The organism is Rheinheimera metallidurans (assembly GCF_036983985.1).
GTDB lineage: Bacteria > Pseudomonadota > Gammaproteobacteria > Enterobacterales > Alteromonadaceae > Alishewanella > Alishewanella metallidurans.
The window spans coordinates 72,885-92,271 of sequence record NZ_JALAHQ010000004.1 but is presented as its reverse complement, the minus strand read 5'-3'; the positions used below and the strand labels follow the sequence as shown (position 1 = coordinate 92,271).

Below are 19,387 nucleotides of genomic sequence, written 5' to 3'. Positions count from 1 at the left end.
TTTAATTTACAATTTAACAACTATGGCAGCAAGAATGAGTTCTGACAAACCAACACTGGTGCTTCTGCACGGCTGGGGGCTGAATCAAGGCGTGTGGCAAGGCATTACGCATCTGTTGGGTAATAAGCTACAGATACTTACCCCTGACTTACCTGGCTTTGGTTTAAATAGACCGTTTCCTAAACCGTATCAACTTGATGCTGTTGTTGAGCAATTAGCACAAGAAATACCGGCGAACAGCTATGTTTGCGGTTGGTCATTAGGCGGTTTGTTGGCTATTGGTTTGGCTAGCCGTTTTCCTGAAAAAGTACAGCAGCTAGGGTTGGTGGCTGCGTCGCCGTGTTTTATGGCACAGCCGTCATCTATTGAGCCATCAGCTTCTTTTGAGCCAGCATGGCCTGGAATGGCTTCGTCGATTATGCAGCAGTTTGCTCATTCGCTAAGTAACAACTTAACATTAACCATCGAGCGATTTTTAGCGATACAAGCTATGGGCAGCGCTACGGCACGGCAGGATATTAAAGCGTTAAAGCAAGCGATAATGGCTTACCCAACACCGGAATTAGCAGCCATTGAGGGCGCGCTACAACTACTGAGAACTGATTTACGAGACGAATTTTCTGCACTGACTCAGCCTATTGTTGGTCTTTATGGTCGGCTTGATGCCTTGGTGCCTGCTAAGGTAGTTGAACGGCTGCAGCAACTGCAGCCGCAGGCGCAGTTTAGTGTGCTTGAGCATGTATCCCATGCGCCGTTTATTTCTGCGCCAACTGAGTTTGTAGCATGGCTTAATGGCTGGCTACAACTGGATAAATTAGCGGTTAACGGCGGTGAACACAGCTAAATTGCTGCTGCCCTTTCATTTAGTCTCATTATGGTTAATAATTAGACAGTATTGCTAAGGTTGCAGGAGTTGTAGTATGAACATTCAGTCGGCGTTATATTCTGGTATGCAAGGTTTCTCGCGCGCCAGTGCGGGCGTTACCGATGCAACCTTAAACATTAATCAACAAACTCAAGTTAATCGAGCAGTAGAAACTGACCAAGCGCTGACGCAAGCAGACGCACCAGATCAGGCACGTAGTTTGCGCGCGCAGCAACCAGTATCGCTAACCAATAGCTTAGTGCAGTTGGGCCAAGAAGAACGCAATGCGCAGGCAAACGTAAAAACCATCCAAGCAGCCGATGAAATGCTTGGCACTGTGATTGATATTCGAGTGTAGATAAATGCTGGTATCTAATTATCCTAACGTTAGCATTAACACCGCCAACCCGCCGACCGAAATGGCGCGGAGCGATTCGCTACGTCAGAATTTATTTACGCCAGTAAAACAAGTAGAGAAATCCGGCGCAGAAAAACCGGTAGTTAGTGATGACAAACCCCGTTCTAGCAGTAATAGTTCCTCTACCGGCGGCTTGTACGATGCTAAGGGTAAAGAAACAGAAACACAGCAAGCTATTGATGGTCGCGGTGAGCGTGAGCCAGACCCAGAACAACAGGGTGATGACGCCAAACGCGAAGAAGAGCAAGCAGCACAGCGCGATACACAACAGCAACAAGCAGAACAGCAAGAACAACAGAAAATTCAACAGCTAAAAAGCCGTGATCAAGAAGTGAAAATACATGAACAGGCTCACGCAGCTTTAGGCGGTAGCCATGCCGGTTCGCCAAGTTATTCTTACGAGCTTGGCCCTGATGGTAAGCGATATGCGGTAGATGGCGAAGTGCAAATAGACATTTCACCGATACCGGGTGATCCGCAAGCGACAATACAAAAAATGCAGCAAGTTAGAGCCGCCGCTCTAGCGCCAGGCGAGCCATCATCGGCCGACCGACGTATTGCTGTGCAAGCCGCGCAGCAACAAGCTCAGGCACAGGCTGAACTTGTAAAGCAAACTAGCAGTATGGGCAAAGGCCTACCAGAAATCGAGCAAGATAATGGTTCTGACTCGGCCGCTAATATGGCTGACGACGCTCAAAGTGACATTACGTTAAAAAGCCAGGTACGACAAACCTTGGCTATGCCTACGCAAATGCAAGTAAGAAATGGTGTTATCGCAAGTTTCTATCAGCGCGCAACTGAGCCCTTAGTGCGTCAATCACTACACCAAGTTTAAGCTTTAACCCGCCACGCTAAATATTCTTTCGCACTGCCCCTAATAGAGTGAAAAAAGATAATAAAACGGCCGAAAATAGTGCTGCCGCCACCGACTGTCGATTGTTCCTGCAGTAGTCTTGCTGCATGCTGCTTAAAACAGTCTCGCATTAACTGTTTGCAGTGCTCAGTTATTTTTATTGACTATATAGGAAAAAACTATGCTTCAACCGTTAACCAATACGTTTATCGCTTTATCGGTGCTTATACTTAGTGGGTTGTTCAGTAGTCATCAGGTTATAGCTGATGACGGCCCTTACGTATTTTACAGCGATAATAAACAGCAATTGAAGGTGCAATGGGTGTGCAATAGCCAACCTGTTGAAAAAATTCAACCGATAAACCAGGTTATTAAACCGGTATGTGGTTATTCGAGAGATATTACACTTCGTCAGCATAAAGCGGTTGATCCCAAGGTGCAATTTACCGCTGATAGCCTGGCTGTACTTAGTGATATTCACGGCCAGTATGGTGTTATGACAACACTACTGCAGGCTAATGCGATAGTCGATGCCGATTTTAACTGGTCGTTCGGTAGTGGGCATTTGGTGGTAGTCGGTGACGTTATGGACCGAGGACCTCAGGTAACAGAAATTTTTTGGTGGTTGTATCAACTAGAGCAGCAGGCTGAAGCTGCTGGGGGTAAAGTGCATCTGTTGCTGGGTAACCATGAAACGATGGTGCTATATAACGACTTGCGCTATGTAAATGAAAAATATACGAAGGTTGCGGAGCAGTTAGGCACTGATTATACCGGGCTGTATGCTGAAAACACTATTTTGGGACAATGGCTGCGCACTAAGCCTGTTTTGCTGCAAGTTAACGATATGCTGTTTATGCATGGTGGTATGCACCCTGATTACTTAGCTTTAGGCTTATCGTTGGCCGAGGTCAACGAACAGTTTAGACAATCTCTTGGTATGGCTAAAGATGCATTAAAACAGCAACCGATGCTTAATTTCTTGTATGGCTCTTTAGGCCCGCTGTGGTATCGCGGTTATTTTCGCGAAGAAAATAGTCTCACGGAGACTGAGTTAACACAACTGTTAGCCCGTTTGAATGTGAGTAAAATAGTTGTTGGACACACCTCGATGGACGGTGTGTTTTCGCATTATGGCGGCAAGGTTATCTCGGTTGATAGCAATATTAAGCGCGGTAAAGCTGGCGAGATTTTGTTATGGCAAAAAGGTGAGTTACGCCGCGGCACAGTTTTAGGTAAAAAACTGCCTATGCGAACACTGCAATAAGTTAAGCTAGCCTTAATTAGCTAATTTTCTTACCAATGGAATTTTAATGTAAGCTGTTGATTGGTAATCAATAGATATTAAATAGAGTTATAACTGGTTAAGAAAGGACTTAGTGGTGATTGTGCTGATGTACAGCAGAGAGATAAACCTAGTGCTGGTAAGTTAATAGCTTTCAGCTAACAGGGTGCGCTTGGTACTGCACGATAAATACTAACGATTAACTCAGCGATAATACTCGGGACTATAATAATGAATAAAAACACACCAGTGGCGCTGGCCATTAAGGCCGCAATATTAACAACAGCGTTTGGCAGCGCCGGTTTTACTGCCTCCATTTATGCACAAGATAATACCGTCGCCCCGCTTGAGCGTATTGAAGTTACCGGCTCACGCATTAAACGCACCGACTTAGAAGGTGTTGCGCCTGTTACTGTTATTACGGCAGAAGAAATAGAACTAAGTGGTTTTAGTAATGTAGAGGAAATATTACAAGCTTCTGTAGCCAATGCTGGCCGTACTATTGAAGGTAACGAAAGCAGCTGGACGCAGGGCGCAAGCACTATCAATTTACGCGGCATGGGGGCTAACCGTACCTTAGTATTAGTGAATGGTAAGCGGGTACCTCAGTATCCGGCAGCTACGGGCGGGTCTTCAAATTTCGTCGATACCTCAACCTTTCCTACTAGCGCGGTAGAGCGCATTGAAATATTAACTGGCGGTGCATCAGCTATTTATGGCTCAGACGCTATTGGTGGCGTAGTTAATATCATTTTAAAGAAAAGTTATGACGGTAGCACAATAAACGTACGACATGAAAACCCGCAGCACGGTGGCAGAGATAAAACCAAGGCATCATTAACCACGGGTTTTGAAACCAAGCTGGGTCAAACCATGGTTGTGTTCGAGTACAGTGATGCTGAGATTTTACGCGCTGGACAGCGTGACTTTACTACAGTAGGTGGCCCTGATGGCACTGAAAAACATAGCTCTACTTCTGCATTTATTCGTGATTACGGTAAAGTATTTCATAAGCAAGATTATGTTATGGCGAATCAGCAGCAATGTGATGAGTTATTTGGCGATAACGCCGTGTGGGATGGCAGCGAAAGTCGTTATAAATGTCGCTATGAATTATATAATCAGGATGGCCTACATACGGCAAAAACCGAATATAACCTTGTACTAAATCAGTCAGGTGATTTAAATGAAAACTGGCAATACAGTATGTTATTGCAAGGTAGTGATAAAAAAACGGTGAAGGGCAATAGTCAAAAGGGCGTGACACCAACCTTCTATATGAATGCGGATAACCCTGGCGAGTATAGTTATGACGCTACCGACTTTGCTAACACCAAAGAGTTTCGGATGTACCGCCGGTTAGATGATTATGGCCAAGTACGAGATTACGTTGGTGAAGAGAAAAATTTAAATATGTCACTTGGTGTTGCCGGTAATGTAGGTGATTACGGTTTAGAAATTAACTGGGCTTATGGTAAAAGTCGTTTTGAGCGTACCGGCGTTAACCAAATGCGTGCAGACCGTTTGTTAGATATTATCAGTTTTAACCCTGCTGATTCTGCTAATGCCGATAAATGGTATCCAATGGATAAGATGACAGCAGCACAAGCAGATTACTTGTATGCTGAAACACTAACCGATGCCGGCTCTGGCATGAACCAACTGCAAGCGGTACTAACCGGCGATTTAATTGATACGGCGAATGGCCCAGTGCAATTTGCACTGTCTGCAGAGTGGGCACGTGATTGGTTTTTCGACGTTAAAGATGAAGACACCCTAAGTGGCAACTTAACTGGCCAAGGTGGTACCCAAGGACGCGGAGAGCGTAAACGTTATGCTCTGGCTGGCGAGGCCGCTATTCCATTGCTAGAAGCGAGTTCTGGCTATGGCAAAATGGATGCAAGCATCGCGGTGCGTTACGATAAATATGATGATAAATCTGAAGTGGGTGGCGCGTTAACACCACAGATGGGAATTACCTATCAGCCGCATGAAGACATCCTATTAAGAGCCAACGCAGGTCGCAGTTTCCGTGCGCCAGATCTGCAGCGAATGTATGGTGGTGTTAGCCGCAGTTTCAGCAGTACGACGATAAAAGTTGATCCTAATTATCCAGATGGCATTGATGATAACTTTGAATCAATTAGTGCCGGTAATATCAAGCTAGCAGAAGAGAAAGGTAAGTTTTGGAACCTAGGTGTTGTTGCGCAAATAACCGAAGGTTTAAGCTCTAGTTTAGATTTTTGGCGTATTTCGTTAGAAGGTGCAGTTTACACTGAAACTGTTGATAGAATATTAGGCAACCCCGCCTATGATATGACCGGTCAAGCAAGTTCATGTAACGATTTAAACTCGATTGGTTACATTATGCAGCAGTTACCAGGGCAAGATTATAAAGATATTTTTTGTGTGCGCCGTGGCACCATTAATAGTGCGTATGAATCTTCGCAAGGGGTAGATGGTGAACTAACCTACAACTTGAATTTAGATCAGTTTGGTAAGTTTCGTTTAAAAACCAACTTATCTTATACCATGGAAAAAACCTACCAAGCTTTTGCTGGTGGTGAACGGTTAGAAGAAACAAAAGATGACTACTTGCCGATTTGGAAAAGCACCGTTTCGTTAAACTGGGCATTTCATGGTGTTAGCACTAACTTAAGCTGGTATTACCTTGGCACCGGCGAAGGTAGCGATATTTGGAACCTAGTTGATGCAGCAGGTAAAAAATATCAAGAACGAGTATGGAGCAAGGTTGCTGCGCAGCAACGTTTAAATTTAAACAGCAGCTACCGCTTTGACTTTGGTACTAAGTTAACGCTGGGTATCAATAACTTAACAGATACGACGCCGCCATTGTTTACCGAGGGGCATCCAGATCGCAATAGCCATCCGTATTATCCGACCAATATGGGGTACGACGTTATTGGCCGCACGTTCTATGTCGCTTTAGAGCACCGTTTCTAACTTGTAGATTAAATTAAGCTCCGATTTCGGAGCTTAATTTTTTGGGTAGCTTAATGTTTCGTTTAATTATTAGTATTATTTTATTATTGCCATGCTCTTTGCTGGCGTTGTCGTATCAACAACCCGATACCCGCTTGGCCCAGCTTGTTGCTAATAGTAGCCAACTACACTGGCAATTATCAGCCAATAACAACTGGTTAATACAAACTGAAAATGCCGACCGGCCAGATCTCGCCGAATTACGCTATGCCACAGCAGAGCTTGCGGGTTTACGTATTAACCTTGAGCAACTGAGTGTTGGTTTAGGCAATGGTTATAAAAAAATTAGTTTGCAGCACAATATTACTGCACAGCACCTTGAAATTAATGCACTAGCTAAGCAACGCCTATATGCGCCTAAGCTTTCGCCAGATGAAAATTGGCTTAGTGTGGTAATGGCCGAGCCACGGGGCTTGTTTATTAAGTTTATAAATTTAAAAAATGGCAAGCAGCGCCAAGATAAGCAGCGCTTAAATGCCATTTTTGGTATTCAATATCAATGGTTAGCCGATAGTTCAGCAATCGTGATGCTGGCAGAACATCAGGCCGAGACGAAGCTAATAGCCACTGCGTTACCCAGCGTGTACGAAAGTAACACAGACAAAGAACCGCAACGTACTTATCAAATGTTACTTAGCTCACCAAATGATAACATTCAGTTTTCTCAATTAATTCAATCACGTTTAGTGCAAGTGTCCACGAATTTACGCAGTAAAACGTTATTACAATTACCGCTATATCGCTTTGCCTTATCGCCCGATAATCAATATGTGTTAGTTGACCAAATACTGCAGCCATACTCTTATCTGGTGCAAGCGGATAATTTTAGCCGTAGCCAAGATATTTACAGTATTAGCGGAAATAAAATAGTTAATTTACAGCAACAAGGTGTACATGAGAGCCGTAAAACTCGGCCCGGATTAAAGCATATTGCCTGGCGCGCGGACCAGCCGGCAACTTTGTATTGGGTTGCCGCACATACCAATAAAGCTTTTAAAGAAGCGCTATGGCAATGGCCAGCGCCCTTTAAGGCTGAGCACGAGAAGCTTCATGATTTAGCTTGGCGGTTTAGCAAAGTACAGTGGTCAAGTAACCGGTTAGCCGTGCTGTATGAAGCCGATAGCAGCACAAAGCAAGAGCGGGCTTGGTTTTTTCCTGACGGCCTTGCTGAGCCTGGCCGCATTTGGTATCAGCGGCACACTAAAGATCAATCCGGTTTACCGGGCCGTCTACTGACAACAACTAACCAATATTATCGCCAAGTACTTAAACAAACTGCACGTGGCGAGATGTACTTGTTGTCAGATGATAATGAGCTGCAACCGCAAGAGCTTAATATCGTGTCATTAACCACCGACAGCAAAACTTTGTTATGGCGCGCCGCGTCAGATGCACAAGATAGCTTTATTGATCTTATTGATGATGGCAATATTTTTTATTCGCAACAAAAATTACAGCAACCAGCAGAGTTATATCAGCAACTCGCCAGTAACGTGGTTAAGCGAGTGAGTGTGGCTCATCCGGCACCGAGTTATCAGCACGTAACCCGACAACAGGTTAACTATCAGCGTGCCGATGGTGTAAAACTCAATGGCTGGTTATATTTGCCAGCAGGCTACAATAGCGCAATGGGGCCGTTACCTGTACTTATGTGGGCATACCCTCGAGAGTACGATTCTGTTGCCATCGCCGAACAGCAAACAGCGAACAGTCATAGGTTTATGGAGTTATCTGCTTCAGGAGCCCAGGCCTATGTCGCTTTAGGCTATGCGGTATTTGCGCAGGTTAGTATGCCAATTATTGCTGATGAAGACACCGCACCCAATGATACGTTTTTACCGCAGCTAATTGCTAATGCTGAGGCCGCGATTAATACCTTAGTTAAAATGGGCGTGGCTGAGCGCGGCAATATTGCCATAGGCGGGCATTCTTATGGCGCATTTATGGTAGCAAACTTATTGGCCCATACTGATTTATTTGCTGCAGGCATTGCGCGTAGTGGTGCCTATAACCGCAGTTTAACGCCTTTTGGTTTTCAATCAGAAAAGCGTAACTTTTGGCAGCAACCGCAAATATATACTGATATGTCGCCGTTTTTTCATGCTGATAAAATTAACGTCCCGTTATTAATGATCCACGGCCAAGCCGATGCAAATTCTGGTACTCATCCAGAGCAGTCATTACGCATGTTTAATGCATTAAAGGGGTTAGGTAAGGTATCAAGGCTCGTTATGCTGCCGCTAGAAGGGCATCATTATCAAGCTCGGGAATCGGCATTACATTTGTTGTGGGAGCAACAACAGTGGTTGGCACAATATCTTAAAGTAACACCGGCTATGCAGCAAAATTCGACAGAATAGCCAGTAGCATGTGCTAATGCGCGTTATTAACTATTCACTATGGTAGTATTTGGTAACAGAGCCATAACTTGTTACAACCAATTGGTAGTTTTTAATTATGCAGCAGACATTTTCTTTAGCTGGGTTACTTATTAACCCAGCTGAATTAACCATTTCTAATTCAGAATTACAGGTTTCTGTGCAGTTAAAACCAATGGAAGTGCTGGTGTATTTAGCGCAGCACTATCCCACTTTGGTTAGTCGCGAACAGCTGATAGATAATGTCTGGTTAGGTAATAATTACGTTGGCGAAAAAGCCCTTACTAATGCAATCTGGCAGCTGCGTAATATCTTACAAAAGTTTAATGCTGCTGATTTAATTACTACGATCAGGAAAAAAGGCTATCGCCTAGCCGAAGCTCCGCAGTACAACGCGACAATTAGTGAAAACACTAACCAAGGCTCAACCAAGCAACGCTCATGGCGTAAAGTGTGGTTTGGATTAATGTTTATCATTGCAGCAATAGTCATTTTGGCCGGTCAGCATTGGGTTTTCTCTGAAAAAAGCCTAGCGGCGCCAGTTATTAGTAAAATAACCAATAGTGTTGGCCGAGCATTTTTTCCGGCATTATCACCTGATGGCCGCTATTTAGTTTTTACTTGGCGCAAGCTATCTACACCTTCTGATTTATATCTTATTGATTTACAAGACGCGAACTATACGCCTAAGCAGTTGACGTTTAGCAGTAACGACGAAAGTAGTGCGCTGTGGAGCAAAGACAACCGCACGATATTTTACTCAAGTAAAACCGAGGTGTATGGCGAATGCCATATCATGCGACTAGATACGCTAACTTTAGCTACCACAGAAATAGCAACCTGCGGCCGGCATAGTAAGGTATATATGGATGAGTCGGTAGATGGCAGATACTTGGTTTATAGCGGCAAGGTGGCGCCAGATGGTACAAACGTCTATTTGCTCGATTTACAAAACACTGAGGCCGAGCCTAAACTGTTGCCCTGTCATGCCAATTGTCAGTATCGCGTGCGTGAAGTGGCCTTTTCGCCCGATGGCCAGTATTTAGCCCTAACGCGTCGCGCGCATCGTTTATCAGAAGATATTTATTTATTAAATTTGGCTACCAATGAAGAAGAAAAACTGACAGAAGATCAAGAAGATATTTTAGGTGTATCTTGGCACCCTGATAGCAAGCGATTAGTTTATGCCTCTGTGCTGCATGGTAAACGCCAAGCCTTTATGTTTAATCTTACCGATAAACAACATTACAACTTAGATATTGATAACTTTGCCGAGCCAAGCAAAATAGCGGCAAATGGCGACGTGTATTTTTTCAGTAGCACTTATGTACCTCAGTTAGGTTATTTACCCGTAAACCAAGGCATACCAGCCGCTATAGTACGCTTAACAACGGCAGACGAACGTTATGAGCATCCTAACTACAGCCATGCAAAAAAAGCTATTGCTTATGTGAGTAACGAGTCGGGAAACATGGAAATATGGATGTCTGATCCTGACATGGTACAGCGAACTCAATTAACCCAGTTAAACGGTATGGTTAAGTATCCGCAGTGGTCTTATGATGGCCGCTTTATTGCTTTTGTTGGTCGTTTACCTGAACAGCAAAATGATAAGCTAATGCTTTTAGAAGTGGCAACGGGTAAATTAAGTCAACTAGCAACGGGGGTAAGTTGGCATGGCCAGCTTAGTTGGTGGTATGACGACAGCGCTATTATTTATAGTTATAACAACAATTTATTTAAGTTTGAGCTGAAAACTAACGCTGTTAGCCAGCTAACCACTAATGGTGGTGTCTGGGCACAAATGCCTGCAAAAGATCAGTTTTATTTTAGTAAAGGTCGTAATCGTGGTTTGTGGCAGTTGCTACCAGACCAAACCGAGAAAATGTTACTACCTAGTCATATTTTTAGTGCCAGAATCGCTTGGGCTTATGCCAATAACGGTATTTATTTTTTGCAGCAACAGTCACAAAAAATGCTGTTGAGTTTTTATAATATAAAAACATCGACCACACAGGACATGATGCTGCTACCACTGGATATGCTGAGTTTGCTTACTGTAATGAGCTATGACCCTGATAATAATCGGTTATTTTTAGAATTACCCATGCAGCCGCGAGCAGATATTTATAAGTTAAGCCACCCATTATTACAATAAAACGCCAGTTACTAACGGTAATAACTGGCGTGGACGGGTAGTTTATTTTTTCAATTTAGCAAAAGCATCGGCAAAGGCATTACCCATAGCCGCGTTGTTATCTACCGGCTTTGCTGGCCGTGGTGCCGCGGCTCTGGCGCTTTGATGACGTTGGGTTGGCGCTTTGTCTTGCGATTTAGGCTCTGGTTGTTCATCCATACGCATCGTTAGTGCAATACGTTTACGCTCAACTTCAACGTCGAGTACCTTCACTTTTACTACGTCACCGGCTTTTACTACCTGATGTGGATCACTAACAAACTTATCGGTTAATGATGAAATATGTACCAAGCCGTCCTGGTGTACGCCAATATCAACAAAGGCACCAAAGTTGGTTACGTTAGTTACTACGCCCTCAAGCAACATACCTGGCTTCAAATCTTTTAAGGTTTCTACACCGTCTTTAAAGCTGGCTGTTTTAAATTCAGGCCGTGGGTCGCGGCCCGGCTTATCTAACTCTTTTAAAATATCGGTAATAGTAGGTACACCAAAATGCTCATCGGCAAATGCTTTTGCATCAATATCTTTTAAAAAGCTGCTATTACCAATAATTTGCTCAACCGTTTTTTGGTGTGCGCTAAGAATTTTTTCAACTAGTGGGTAAGCTTCTGGGTGCACCGACGAGGCATCTAGCGGGTTAGTACCATTGTTAATTTTCAGAAAACCCGCTGCTTGTTCATACGCCTTTGGCCCTAGTCTTGGTACTTTTAATAGTTGTTTGCGTTCGTTAAAGCGGCCATTGGTGTCGCGATAAACCACAATATTCTGTGCCAGTGTTTTGTTTAAGCCTGCCACTCGTGCTAATAGCGGTGCTGATGCGGTATTTAAATCAACACCGACGGCGTTTACGCAATCTTCTACCACGCCGTCTAATGATTTGGTTAGCAAGCTTTGATTAACGTCGTGCTGATACTGGCCAACACCTATGGCTTTAGGTTCGATTTTTACTAGCTCTGCTAGTGGGTCTTGTAAGCGACGGCCGATAGATACGGCACCGCGTAATGACACATCTAAATTTGGGAACTCTAGCGCGGCAAGCTCGGATGCGGAATACACTGATGCACCGGCTTCTGACACCATCACTTTTTGAATTTTATGCTGCTCAGGTAATAACTTCATCACCTCAGCGGCCAGCTTGTCAGTTTCGCGTGAAGCAGTGCCATTACCGATAGCGATTAGCTCAATTTTATGTTGTTGGCATAGTGCGGCCAGCACTCGTACCGACTTATCCCATAAGTTTTGTGGCGCGTGCGGAAATATCGTGGTTTGGCTTAATAGCTTACCGGTTTCATCAATTGCTGTTACTTTAACACCCGTTCTAAGGCCAGGATCGAGCGCCAATGTATTACGCATGCCGGCTGGTGCCGCCATTAATAAATCTTTTAAATTACGCGCAAACACTTTAATAGCTTCTTGTTCCGCCTTTTCGCGCAGCTCGCCTAGTAAGTCGTTTTCTAAATGTAAATGTAGTTTAACTTTCCACGTCCATTGCACTGCAGTGCGTAAAAACCCATCGGCGGCACGACCTTCGTCTTTTATTTGAAAATGGCTAGCGACCATTTGCTCGCACAAACTATGTGCAGTTTCTTCATTAGCATCAGGAATAAGTTGTAACTGCAGTACGCCTTCATTACGACCACGAAACATAGCCAATGCGCGGTGCGATGGAATGTTTTTCCAACTTTCGGTATGGGAAAAGTAATCGCGGAACTTCGCGCCTTCTTGCTCTTTACCTGCTACTAGCGTGCTTTTTAGTACCGCATGCTGGGCTAAATGCTGGCGCAAACGGGCTAGTAAATTGGCATCTTCGGCAAAGCGTTCCATTAAAATGTACTTAGCACCATCTAGTACGGCTTTTTCATCAGCAAAACCAGCATCAACGTTGATATAGGCCAGTGCTGCTTGTTGAGGGTTGAGTGTGGGCTGTTGCAGTAGCGCATCGGCTAGTGGTGCAATGCCGGCTTCAATAGCAATTTGGCCTTTGGTACGGCGCTTAGCTTTGTAGGGCAGGTATAAGTCTTCTAGTCGGGTTTTATTATCTGCTGCTAGTATGTCTTGTTTTAATTCAGGGCTTAGTTTGCCTTGCTCGTCAATGGTTTTTAATATTACCTGGCGACGGTCTTCAAGCTCGCGTAAGTAGGTTAAACGCTGTTCAAGATGGCGTAGTTGCGTATCGTCAAGGCCGCCAGTAATTTCTTTACGGTACCGAGCAATAAAGGGTACGGTTGAGCCCTCTTCTAACAATTTAATAGTTGCAGATACCTGCTCGGGACGCGCGGCAATTTCTGCTGCGATCTGGTTAACAATCATAGACATAAAAAGAAAATTCCTGAATTAAAAAGTACCCGTAGGCGAGAAACGTCAGACTAAAAGCAATAATATAAGCCGATTGTCACCTTTGTGCGGCAAAAAATCCAATTTGTTGTCGTTTAGCTTGCCGTATTGTTGTAGCGGATGCTGGTAATAAACCAGAGTTTATTGCCGGTAGGCGTGGGCACTATAGCTTCGTCGTCTACCGATTTTTTCAGCAGCGCACGTGCCATGGGTGAATCTATCGAGATGTAATCATTACGACCATATATTTCATCTGGGCCAACAATACGGAAGCTTAGCTGCTCATCTTGCTCGTTTTCAACGTCGACCCAAGCGCCAAAAAACACTCGACCGTCTTGTTGCGGCGAGTATTCAACAATTTTAACGGCTTCAATACGCTTACGCAGAAAACGTATACGTGAATCTATCTGGCGTAATAAGCGTTTGTTCTCTTTGTAATCTGCGTTTTCACTACGGTCACCAAGGCTAGCCGCCCAAGCGACTTTAGCCGTAACGTCGGGGCGCTGTTCACGCCATAAATAGTTAAGTTCGTGCTGTAGAGCGTCATAGCCCTCGCGGGTAATTAAATTGGTGCGCATAGTTCATTAAAGCTAAATAAATTTGCTGCTGATGGTAGCAGTTTTTGCCAAGGTGCAGTAACAAATGACATAAATACCGAGCTGATTTTGCCGAAGCTGTATTTTTGTTTATAGTACAGCGATATAGTAACACGATAGAACATATCAAAGAGTATGGAAGCTTTATTATGGCAAGTTTAGAAACCCCGAAAATTCTCGTTGTTGACGATGATGTGCGTTTGCGTAACTTACTTGAACGCTACTTAGTTGAGCAGGGCTATATTGTGCGCAGTGTCGGTAATTATGAGCAAATGCAGCGCTTAATGGAGCGAGAGAATTTTCATTTGCTAGTATTAGATTTAATGTTACCCGGCGAAGATGGCTTATCGATTTGCCGTAAGCTGCGCCAGCAAGAAAATGAAATACCTATTATTATGCTTACGGCAAAAGGCGATGAGGTTGACCGTATTATTGGCCTAGAAATGGGCGCCGATGATTACCTACCAAAACCGTTTAATCCGCGCGAGCTGTTAGCACGAATTCGTGCAGTAATGCGCCGTAAAAGCAAAGAGTTACCGGGTGCACCTAGCCAATTAGAAAGCACGATTGAATTTGGCCCGTTTAAGTTTAATTTAGCCACCCGCGAGATGCGTAAAGGTGATGAGCTATTGCCACTTACTAGCGGCGAGTATGCGGTATTAAAGGTGTTGGTTAGTCATCCACGGGAGCCATTATCTCGGGATAAATTAATGAACCAGGCTCGTGGCCGCGACTATTCTGCGATGGAACGTAGTATCGACGTACAGGTATCACGCTTGCGACGTATGCTAGAAGATGACGCCGCCAGCCCACGCTATATTCAAACGGTGTGGGGTTTAGGTTATGTGTTTGTACCCGATGGTAACGTTACCTAAATGCGCTTGTTGCCCCGCAGCGCCTTTGGTCAAACGGTTTTTTTAATTGGCTTTTTGTTGCTAATTAACCAACTAATGTCGTATTTGTCGGTGGCATTCTACGTTATTAAACCCAGCACCCAACAAATTAACCACTTAATTGCCAAGCAAATTAAAGTAGTATTTATTGATAGTAACCAAACCGAGCCACTGCTTTCTTCCGAGCTTACCGAGCGATTTCAACACGTTACTGGTATTGAAGTGTATTCTGAGGCGCAAGCACTACAGAAAGGTTTGGCGCAGGCAATTTATTACAAATACTTTTCTGACTTAATGTCGCGCGAGCTAGGTGGCGCGGCAGAGGTGCGGGTAGCGCAAGGTGACTCTTATGCCTTTTGGGTGCAGCCACCGCAAGCGCCAAACTATTGGATAAAAGTGCCATTAACCGGACTAGACGAAACTGATTTTTCACCGCTAACTTTTTATTTATTGATAATAGGCGTGCTAAGTGTGGTTGGTGGTTGGCTGTTTGCTCGGCAGTTAAACCGACCTTTAAAGAGCCTACAGCAGGCGGCTTTACAAGTTGGGCGTGGTGAGTTTCCACCGCCGCTGGCGGAAAATAAAGGCTCAACCGAAGTTATTGCCGTAACCAAGGCGTTTAACTATATGGCGCGTGGCATTCAGCAGCTAGAACAAGATCGCGCCTTGTTAATGGCGGGTGTGTCACACGACTTGCGCACGCCGTTAACGCGTATTCGCCTAGCGTCAGAAATGATGCAAGAACCGGATAACTGGATCCGCGATGGCATTGTTAGCGATATTGAAGATATGAATGCCATTATTGACCAGTTTATTGATTATTTGCGCCATCACAAAGAAGAACCCGGACAAAAAGAAAGCCTAAATACGCTAGTGCATGAACTAGTGCAGGCTGAACACTTGCAGCAGCGTAGCATTACCACCGAGTTAATGGATGACTTGCCTAAAGTAACCTTGCGACGTGTGGCAATGAAGCGAGTGCTAAATAACCTGCTAGAAAATGGGCTGCGTTATAGCGATGGTGATATCACTATTAGCACTGGTTTTGAACGCAACCGTAAGCGTGTGTACTTACAAGTGCGTGATCACGGGCCTGGTATTCCTGAGGAGCAAATGAAGGCGATGTTTGAACCCTTTACTCAAGGCGATGTAGCCCGAGGTAGTGGCGGTTCTGGTTTAGGTTTAGCGATTATTAAAAAGATTGTTGATATGCATCATGGCGATATAACCTTGCATAATCATGCCTTTGGCGGCCTAGTGGTCACGGTATATTTACCTCTGCGTTAGCGCATGATTATTTAGATTTAATTAATAGTCGTAATCGAGAAACAATAGCTTCGAGCATAGTTTTATCTTGCCAGTATTGATTATGCGATAGCGGGTTCCAACTTGCTGATAGCCACCCCCAAAAGCCCGCACTGGCATTTATTTCAATATCGGTTACCAAGTTGGCATACTCGGCCGACAACTCAGCAAGCGGCCAACCGAGTACATCATCTTTATCATAGTAATTGTGCCAACTAAAGCTGGGGTTAGGCTTGGTAAAGGGGATAATTTGCTCCATTGCATGCGCGGCAACAAAAATAGGAATATTGCAGCCGGTAGTAATAAGTGCCACCATTGCATCACCGCGTATAAAGGCAATATCTTCATCTGTTAATGGCGTGTCACCACTAATACCTGCTTGGTAACGCTTTATATCACGCCAGATCCCCGCTGCAGGTTTGCTGCCGGCCTTAGCTTGTTGAGCGTCCCATAAATAGCATGACAGCACATGCCCACCTAGCGAATGCGCTAGCATTACCAGCTTACCGTCGTTTGTTAGCTGTTGCTTGGCTCGGTACAGCGCTCGAGCAATTTTAAGCTGGGCATAGTGATACAAACTATGTGGCTGCTCTTTTCTATGTTCTAACGCTGCGGCATCGGCAAAACCAAACAACATAAAGCGACGCAGCACACGCCAACGTAAACGCGAACCTACTGCTTGCCATACCCGTTGTTCGTTATATTGCAATAAGTCTTGGTAATACACATTGTTGTAATACAGCTGTTCTGCGGTCGTGCCGAGTGTGCGTTGTAATTGAGCAAATAATCTATCTGCATAATCGGGTGTAGTTTCACCCATACCATGAATAGTGACTAAAGCTAATGCCTTCATTGTTTTGCTCTTTTTGACCTAGGTTTACGTAAGTTTCAATAGCTTAACGTTAACATTGTATAGCTGAAACCGTGTAATTTGTCACACTTGAAACGTGATTGCAGCTTTTAAGTGCGCTGGCGCACCGACAGCTTAGTTACAGTCGCCTAAAGTGTGTGGGTAGCCAATGCAGTGTTGCAACGGCCTTACTAGCAACGAGGTTTATATGAACAAGTATAACGAACCACAAAAAGCTGACCATACCGATAAAGCGGATACGAAAATAAAAGCTGAAGCCAACATGAAACAAGATGGCCATGCTAAGACTGATGTAACCGCAAATAAAACCAGCATGGATGCAAAAACCGATAAGGCAACACAACCGGTTGCTGGCCAAAAAAAATGGCCACAACAAGTTAAAGCTGCAAAAACGCAGTGGGGTAAACTTAGCGAAGCAGAGATTTTAGGCAGCGACGGCAATCCGTCACAACTGTCTGGCTTAGTGCAAAAGCACTACCACATTGCTAGCGATGCGGCCGACAAACAGGTAAAAACCTTTTTAGATAGTTGCCGCCACACAGCATAGCCATAAAGGGTTGCCGGCACGACAATACTTGTTACCGGTGTACGCTGTTTCTTCATTAAAGGACTATAAAATGAATACGTTAAATGCAAAGTTACTGCTAGCAGCGGCGGTGTCGTTAGCTCTTAGCAGCGGTGCAGTGTATGCCGATGATAAGGATCAAGCTGGGCCAGTGGTTAATGCGCGCCAAGAGGCACAAATTTGGACGACATATGCACTTAGCCCTTATTTACGGGCTACCGATCTTAGTATTAGTGTTGTAGACGGCAAAGCTACGCTAACAGGTAACGTGGCAGAAGATGTGCAAAAAGATTTGGCTGAAGCCATTGCCGAGGGCGTTAACGGCATAAAAAAAGTAGATAACCAAATTAAAGTCGAAGCCGACTATAAGGCACCAAACCGCAGTAATACGCGCGGTTATGCTGATGTTGTTGATGACGCCACCATTACGTCAGCGGTTAAGTCGAAACTGCTATGGAGTAAGTATACCGAAGGTATGGATACCAAAGTAAGCACTAACAATGGCAAGGTAGAGCTAACGGGCAGTGTTACTTCGGCAGAGGCTAAAAAACATGCAGAAACTTTAGCAAAGAATACCAAAGGTGTACGGTCAGTTGATAATCGAATCGTAATTAGTGATAAAGCGGCCAACGGTAAAAGTTACAGCAAAACCAGTGCTGAAGGCGGTTCAGTCATTGCCGATAGTTGGATCACAACTAAGGTAAAATCGACTTTTATGTATTCGAGCAACGTTAATAGCTCCGATATTTCAGTTAATACCGATAAAGGTATAGTTACCTTAGCGGGCAACGTTGATAGTGGTGCAGAGCAAGCATTAGCCATTGAGTTAGCTCAGAATATTAGAGGTGTTAAAAGTGTTAATGCTAAACAGCTGATATTTTAAGCGCCGTATTATCTATTACTGATAATAGGTATTGATATGGGTTATTCGGGCTAGGTGTTCATTATTTACTTAGCCCGATTTCTAGTTATAGCCGTGTAAATGTGAAGAGTGCATTATGATTGAATCACAGCAAGCTAAGCCACATTCGTATTACTTGGCGCAGCAATTACACGTTGAAGCGCTCAGTGCTGATATGGTGCAGTTGCGCTGTAATACCTTATTACAGCAGAATATATGGCAGCAACAACGACGTCAGTTACAGCACTATAATCAACACTTACTGCTCAATTTGTGGCATGCCGCTATGCAACATGCCAGCATGCACGATGAGTTACAGCAACTTAAGCTTGATAGCCAATGTGATGGCTTAACGCAAACCTTGAACCGTAATTTTATGTTAGATCGAATTAACCATAATATCAGTGTCGCTAAGCGTGAGAAAAGCCAGTTTGCATTACTCTTTATTGATTTAGATAACTTTAAACCGGTAAATGACCAGTATGGCCATGCTGCGGGCGACGCGGTATTACAACAAGTAAGCGCGCGCTTAAGTGCGGCGATCCGTGACAGTGACGCAATTAGCCGACATGGCGGCGATGAGTTTCTCGTGCTAGTTAATAATGTCAAAAGCACTCAGACAGCAATCGCCTTTGCGGTTAAGCTGGTTAATATGCTAAAGCAACCTTATCAACTTGCTGAACAGCGTATTTCGCTTTCAGCCAGCATTGGCATTGCGTTATTCCCCGCACAAGGTAGTAGCGCAGCTGCATTAATTAACTCTGCAGATTCAGCCATGTATCAAGCAAAGCAGCAGGGCGGAGACCAAGTATTCTGCTTTGCCGGTTAGCGCTATGCGCGCTAGCGCACCGATAATATCTCTACCTCGCTCTACAGTAAACATAAGGCAGCACTTTGCTATCGCCTAGGTTTATTAGGAGTTA

The 19,387-nt window shown here is 44.3% G+C and carries 15 protein-coding genes; 12 read left to right on the top strand and 3 right to left on the bottom strand.

Translation table 11 applies throughout. The features are described from left to right. The first annotated feature begins 34 nt into the window (after positions 1–34). From bioH to MN199_RS12260, 7 genes are all read left to right on the top strand, one after another. Positions 35–844 (top strand): pimeloyl-ACP methyl ester esterase BioH, encoded by an 810-nt coding sequence (gene bioH, locus MN199_RS12290; RefSeq protein ID WP_335739618.1) that lies wholly within the window; start codon positions 35–37, stop codon positions 842–844. A gap of 76 nt (positions 845–920) precedes the next feature. After that, the gene (locus MN199_RS12285; protein WP_132580951.1) at positions 921–1,223 is read left to right on the top strand and encodes a flagellar basal body rod C-terminal domain-containing protein; all 303 of its coding nucleotides are present in this window, start codon (positions 921–923) and stop codon (positions 1,221–1,223) included. Positions 1,224–1,227: 4 nt separating this feature from the next. Next, complete coding sequence (locus MN199_RS12280) at positions 1,228–2,118, top strand: putative metalloprotease CJM1_0395 family protein (protein ID WP_335739617.1); 891 nt, start codon at positions 1,228–1,230, stop codon at positions 2,116–2,118. 199 nt (positions 2,119–2,317) lie between these two features. Further along, a complete protein-coding gene (locus MN199_RS12275) occupies positions 2,318–3,403 on the top strand; it encodes a metallophosphoesterase (RefSeq protein ID WP_335739616.1) in 1,086 nt (361 codons plus the stop codon). A 249-nt stretch (positions 3,404–3,652) separates the two neighbouring features. Then, a complete protein-coding gene (locus tag MN199_RS12270) occupies positions 3,653–6,385 on the top strand; it encodes a TonB-dependent receptor plug domain-containing protein (protein ID WP_335739615.1) in 2,733 nt (910 codons plus the stop codon). A 53-nt stretch (positions 6,386–6,438) separates the two neighbouring features. After that, a complete protein-coding gene (locus MN199_RS12265; protein ID WP_335739614.1) occupies positions 6,439–8,784 on the top strand; it encodes an alpha/beta hydrolase family protein in 2,346 nt (781 codons plus the stop codon). 97 nt (positions 8,785–8,881) lie between these two features. Next, complete coding sequence (locus tag MN199_RS12260) at positions 8,882–10,960, top strand: winged helix-turn-helix domain-containing protein (protein ID WP_335739613.1); 2,079 nt, start codon at positions 8,882–8,884, stop codon at positions 10,958–10,960. A 42-nt stretch (positions 10,961–11,002) separates the two neighbouring features. On the opposite strand, the gene MN199_RS12255 is transcribed toward MN199_RS12260, so the two are convergent. Together MN199_RS12255 and greB are read right to left on the bottom strand one after the other, a co-directional pair. Continuing rightward, positions 11,003–13,315: a Tex family protein gene (locus MN199_RS12255; protein ID WP_335739612.1), complete on the bottom strand. Its 2,313-nt coding sequence runs from the start codon at positions 13,313–13,315 to the stop codon at positions 11,003–11,005. A 113-nt stretch (positions 13,316–13,428) separates the two neighbouring features. Further along, positions 13,429–13,911 (bottom strand): transcription elongation factor GreB, encoded by a 483-nt coding sequence (gene greB, locus MN199_RS12250; protein WP_132580967.1) that lies wholly within the window; start codon positions 13,909–13,911, stop codon positions 13,429–13,431. A 167-nt stretch (positions 13,912–14,078) separates the two neighbouring features. Here greB and ompR point away from each other — a divergent pair, with 167 nt between their 5' ends. Then, complete coding sequence (gene ompR, locus MN199_RS12245) at positions 14,079–14,804, top strand: osmolarity response regulator transcription factor OmpR (RefSeq protein ID WP_132580969.1); 726 nt, start codon at positions 14,079–14,081, stop codon at positions 14,802–14,804. Further along, entirely contained in the window at positions 14,805–16,109 is a 1,305-nt protein-coding gene (envZ, locus tag MN199_RS12240; RefSeq protein WP_335739611.1) for a two-component system sensor histidine kinase EnvZ, read from the top strand. It begins immediately after the preceding gene. A gap of 7 nt (positions 16,110–16,116) precedes the next feature. Here the strand turns inward: envZ and MN199_RS12235 are convergent, their stop codons facing one another. Continuing rightward, positions 16,117–16,980, bottom strand: coding sequence for a hypothetical protein (locus MN199_RS12235; RefSeq protein WP_132580973.1), 864 nt, complete (start codon positions 16,978–16,980; stop codon positions 16,117–16,119). Positions 16,981–17,185: 205 nt separating this feature from the next. Here MN199_RS12235 and MN199_RS12230 point away from each other — a divergent pair, with 205 nt between their 5' ends. The 3 genes from MN199_RS12230 to MN199_RS12220 all read left to right on the top strand — a co-directional run bounded on the left by MN199_RS12230 (position 17,186) and on the right by MN199_RS12220 (position 19,293). Further along, positions 17,186–17,545 (top strand): CsbD family protein, encoded by a 360-nt coding sequence (locus tag MN199_RS12230; RefSeq protein ID WP_335739610.1) that lies wholly within the window; start codon positions 17,186–17,188, stop codon positions 17,543–17,545. Between the two features lie 70 nt (positions 17,546–17,615). After that, positions 17,616–18,446 (top strand): BON domain-containing protein, encoded by an 831-nt coding sequence (locus tag MN199_RS12225; protein WP_132580977.1) that lies wholly within the window; start codon positions 17,616–17,618, stop codon positions 18,444–18,446. 115 nt (positions 18,447–18,561) lie between these two features. Next, a complete protein-coding gene (locus MN199_RS12220) occupies positions 18,562–19,293 on the top strand; it encodes a GGDEF domain-containing protein (RefSeq protein ID WP_335739609.1) in 732 nt (243 codons plus the stop codon). Positions 19,294–19,387 lie beyond the last annotated feature (94 nt).

What these genes read in the sequence shown, in the direction of transcription:
- bioH (WP_335739618.1), top strand. Translation starts at nt 35, where the DNA reads ATGAGTTCTGACAAACCAACACTGGTGCTTCTGCACGGCTGGGGGCTG.
- MN199_RS12285 (WP_132580951.1), top strand. Translation starts at nt 921, where the DNA reads ATGAACATTCAGTCGGCGTTATATTCTGGTATGCAAGGTTTCTCGCGC.
- MN199_RS12280 (WP_335739617.1), top strand. Translation starts at nt 1,228, where the DNA reads ATGCTGGTATCTAATTATCCTAACGTTAGCATTAACACCGCCAACCCG.
- MN199_RS12275 (WP_335739616.1), top strand. Translation starts at nt 2,318, where the DNA reads ATGCTTCAACCGTTAACCAATACGTTTATCGCTTTATCGGTGCTTATA.
- MN199_RS12270 (WP_335739615.1), top strand. Translation starts at nt 3,653, where the DNA reads ATGAATAAAAACACACCAGTGGCGCTGGCCATTAAGGCCGCAATATTA.
- MN199_RS12265 (WP_335739614.1), top strand. Translation starts at nt 6,439, where the DNA reads ATGTTTCGTTTAATTATTAGTATTATTTTATTATTGCCATGCTCTTTG.
- MN199_RS12260 (WP_335739613.1), top strand. Translation starts at nt 8,882, where the DNA reads ATGCAGCAGACATTTTCTTTAGCTGGGTTACTTATTAACCCAGCTGAA.
- MN199_RS12255 (WP_335739612.1), bottom strand. Translation starts at nt 13,315, where the DNA reads ATGTCTATGATTGTTAACCAGATCGCAGCAGAAATTGCCGCGCGTCCC.
- greB (WP_132580967.1), bottom strand. Translation starts at nt 13,911, where the DNA reads ATGCGCACCAATTTAATTACCCGCGAGGGCTATGACGCTCTACAGCAC.
- ompR (WP_132580969.1), top strand. Translation starts at nt 14,079, where the DNA reads ATGGCAAGTTTAGAAACCCCGAAAATTCTCGTTGTTGACGATGATGTG.
- envZ (WP_335739611.1), top strand. Translation starts at nt 14,805, where the DNA reads ATGCGCTTGTTGCCCCGCAGCGCCTTTGGTCAAACGGTTTTTTTAATT.
- MN199_RS12235 (WP_132580973.1), bottom strand. Translation starts at nt 16,980, where the DNA reads ATGAAGGCATTAGCTTTAGTCACTATTCATGGTATGGGTGAAACTACA.
- MN199_RS12230 (WP_335739610.1), top strand. Translation starts at nt 17,186, where the DNA reads ATGAACAAGTATAACGAACCACAAAAAGCTGACCATACCGATAAAGCG.
- MN199_RS12225 (WP_132580977.1), top strand. Translation starts at nt 17,616, where the DNA reads ATGAATACGTTAAATGCAAAGTTACTGCTAGCAGCGGCGGTGTCGTTA.
- MN199_RS12220 (WP_335739609.1), top strand. Translation starts at nt 18,562, where the DNA reads ATGATTGAATCACAGCAAGCTAAGCCACATTCGTATTACTTGGCGCAG.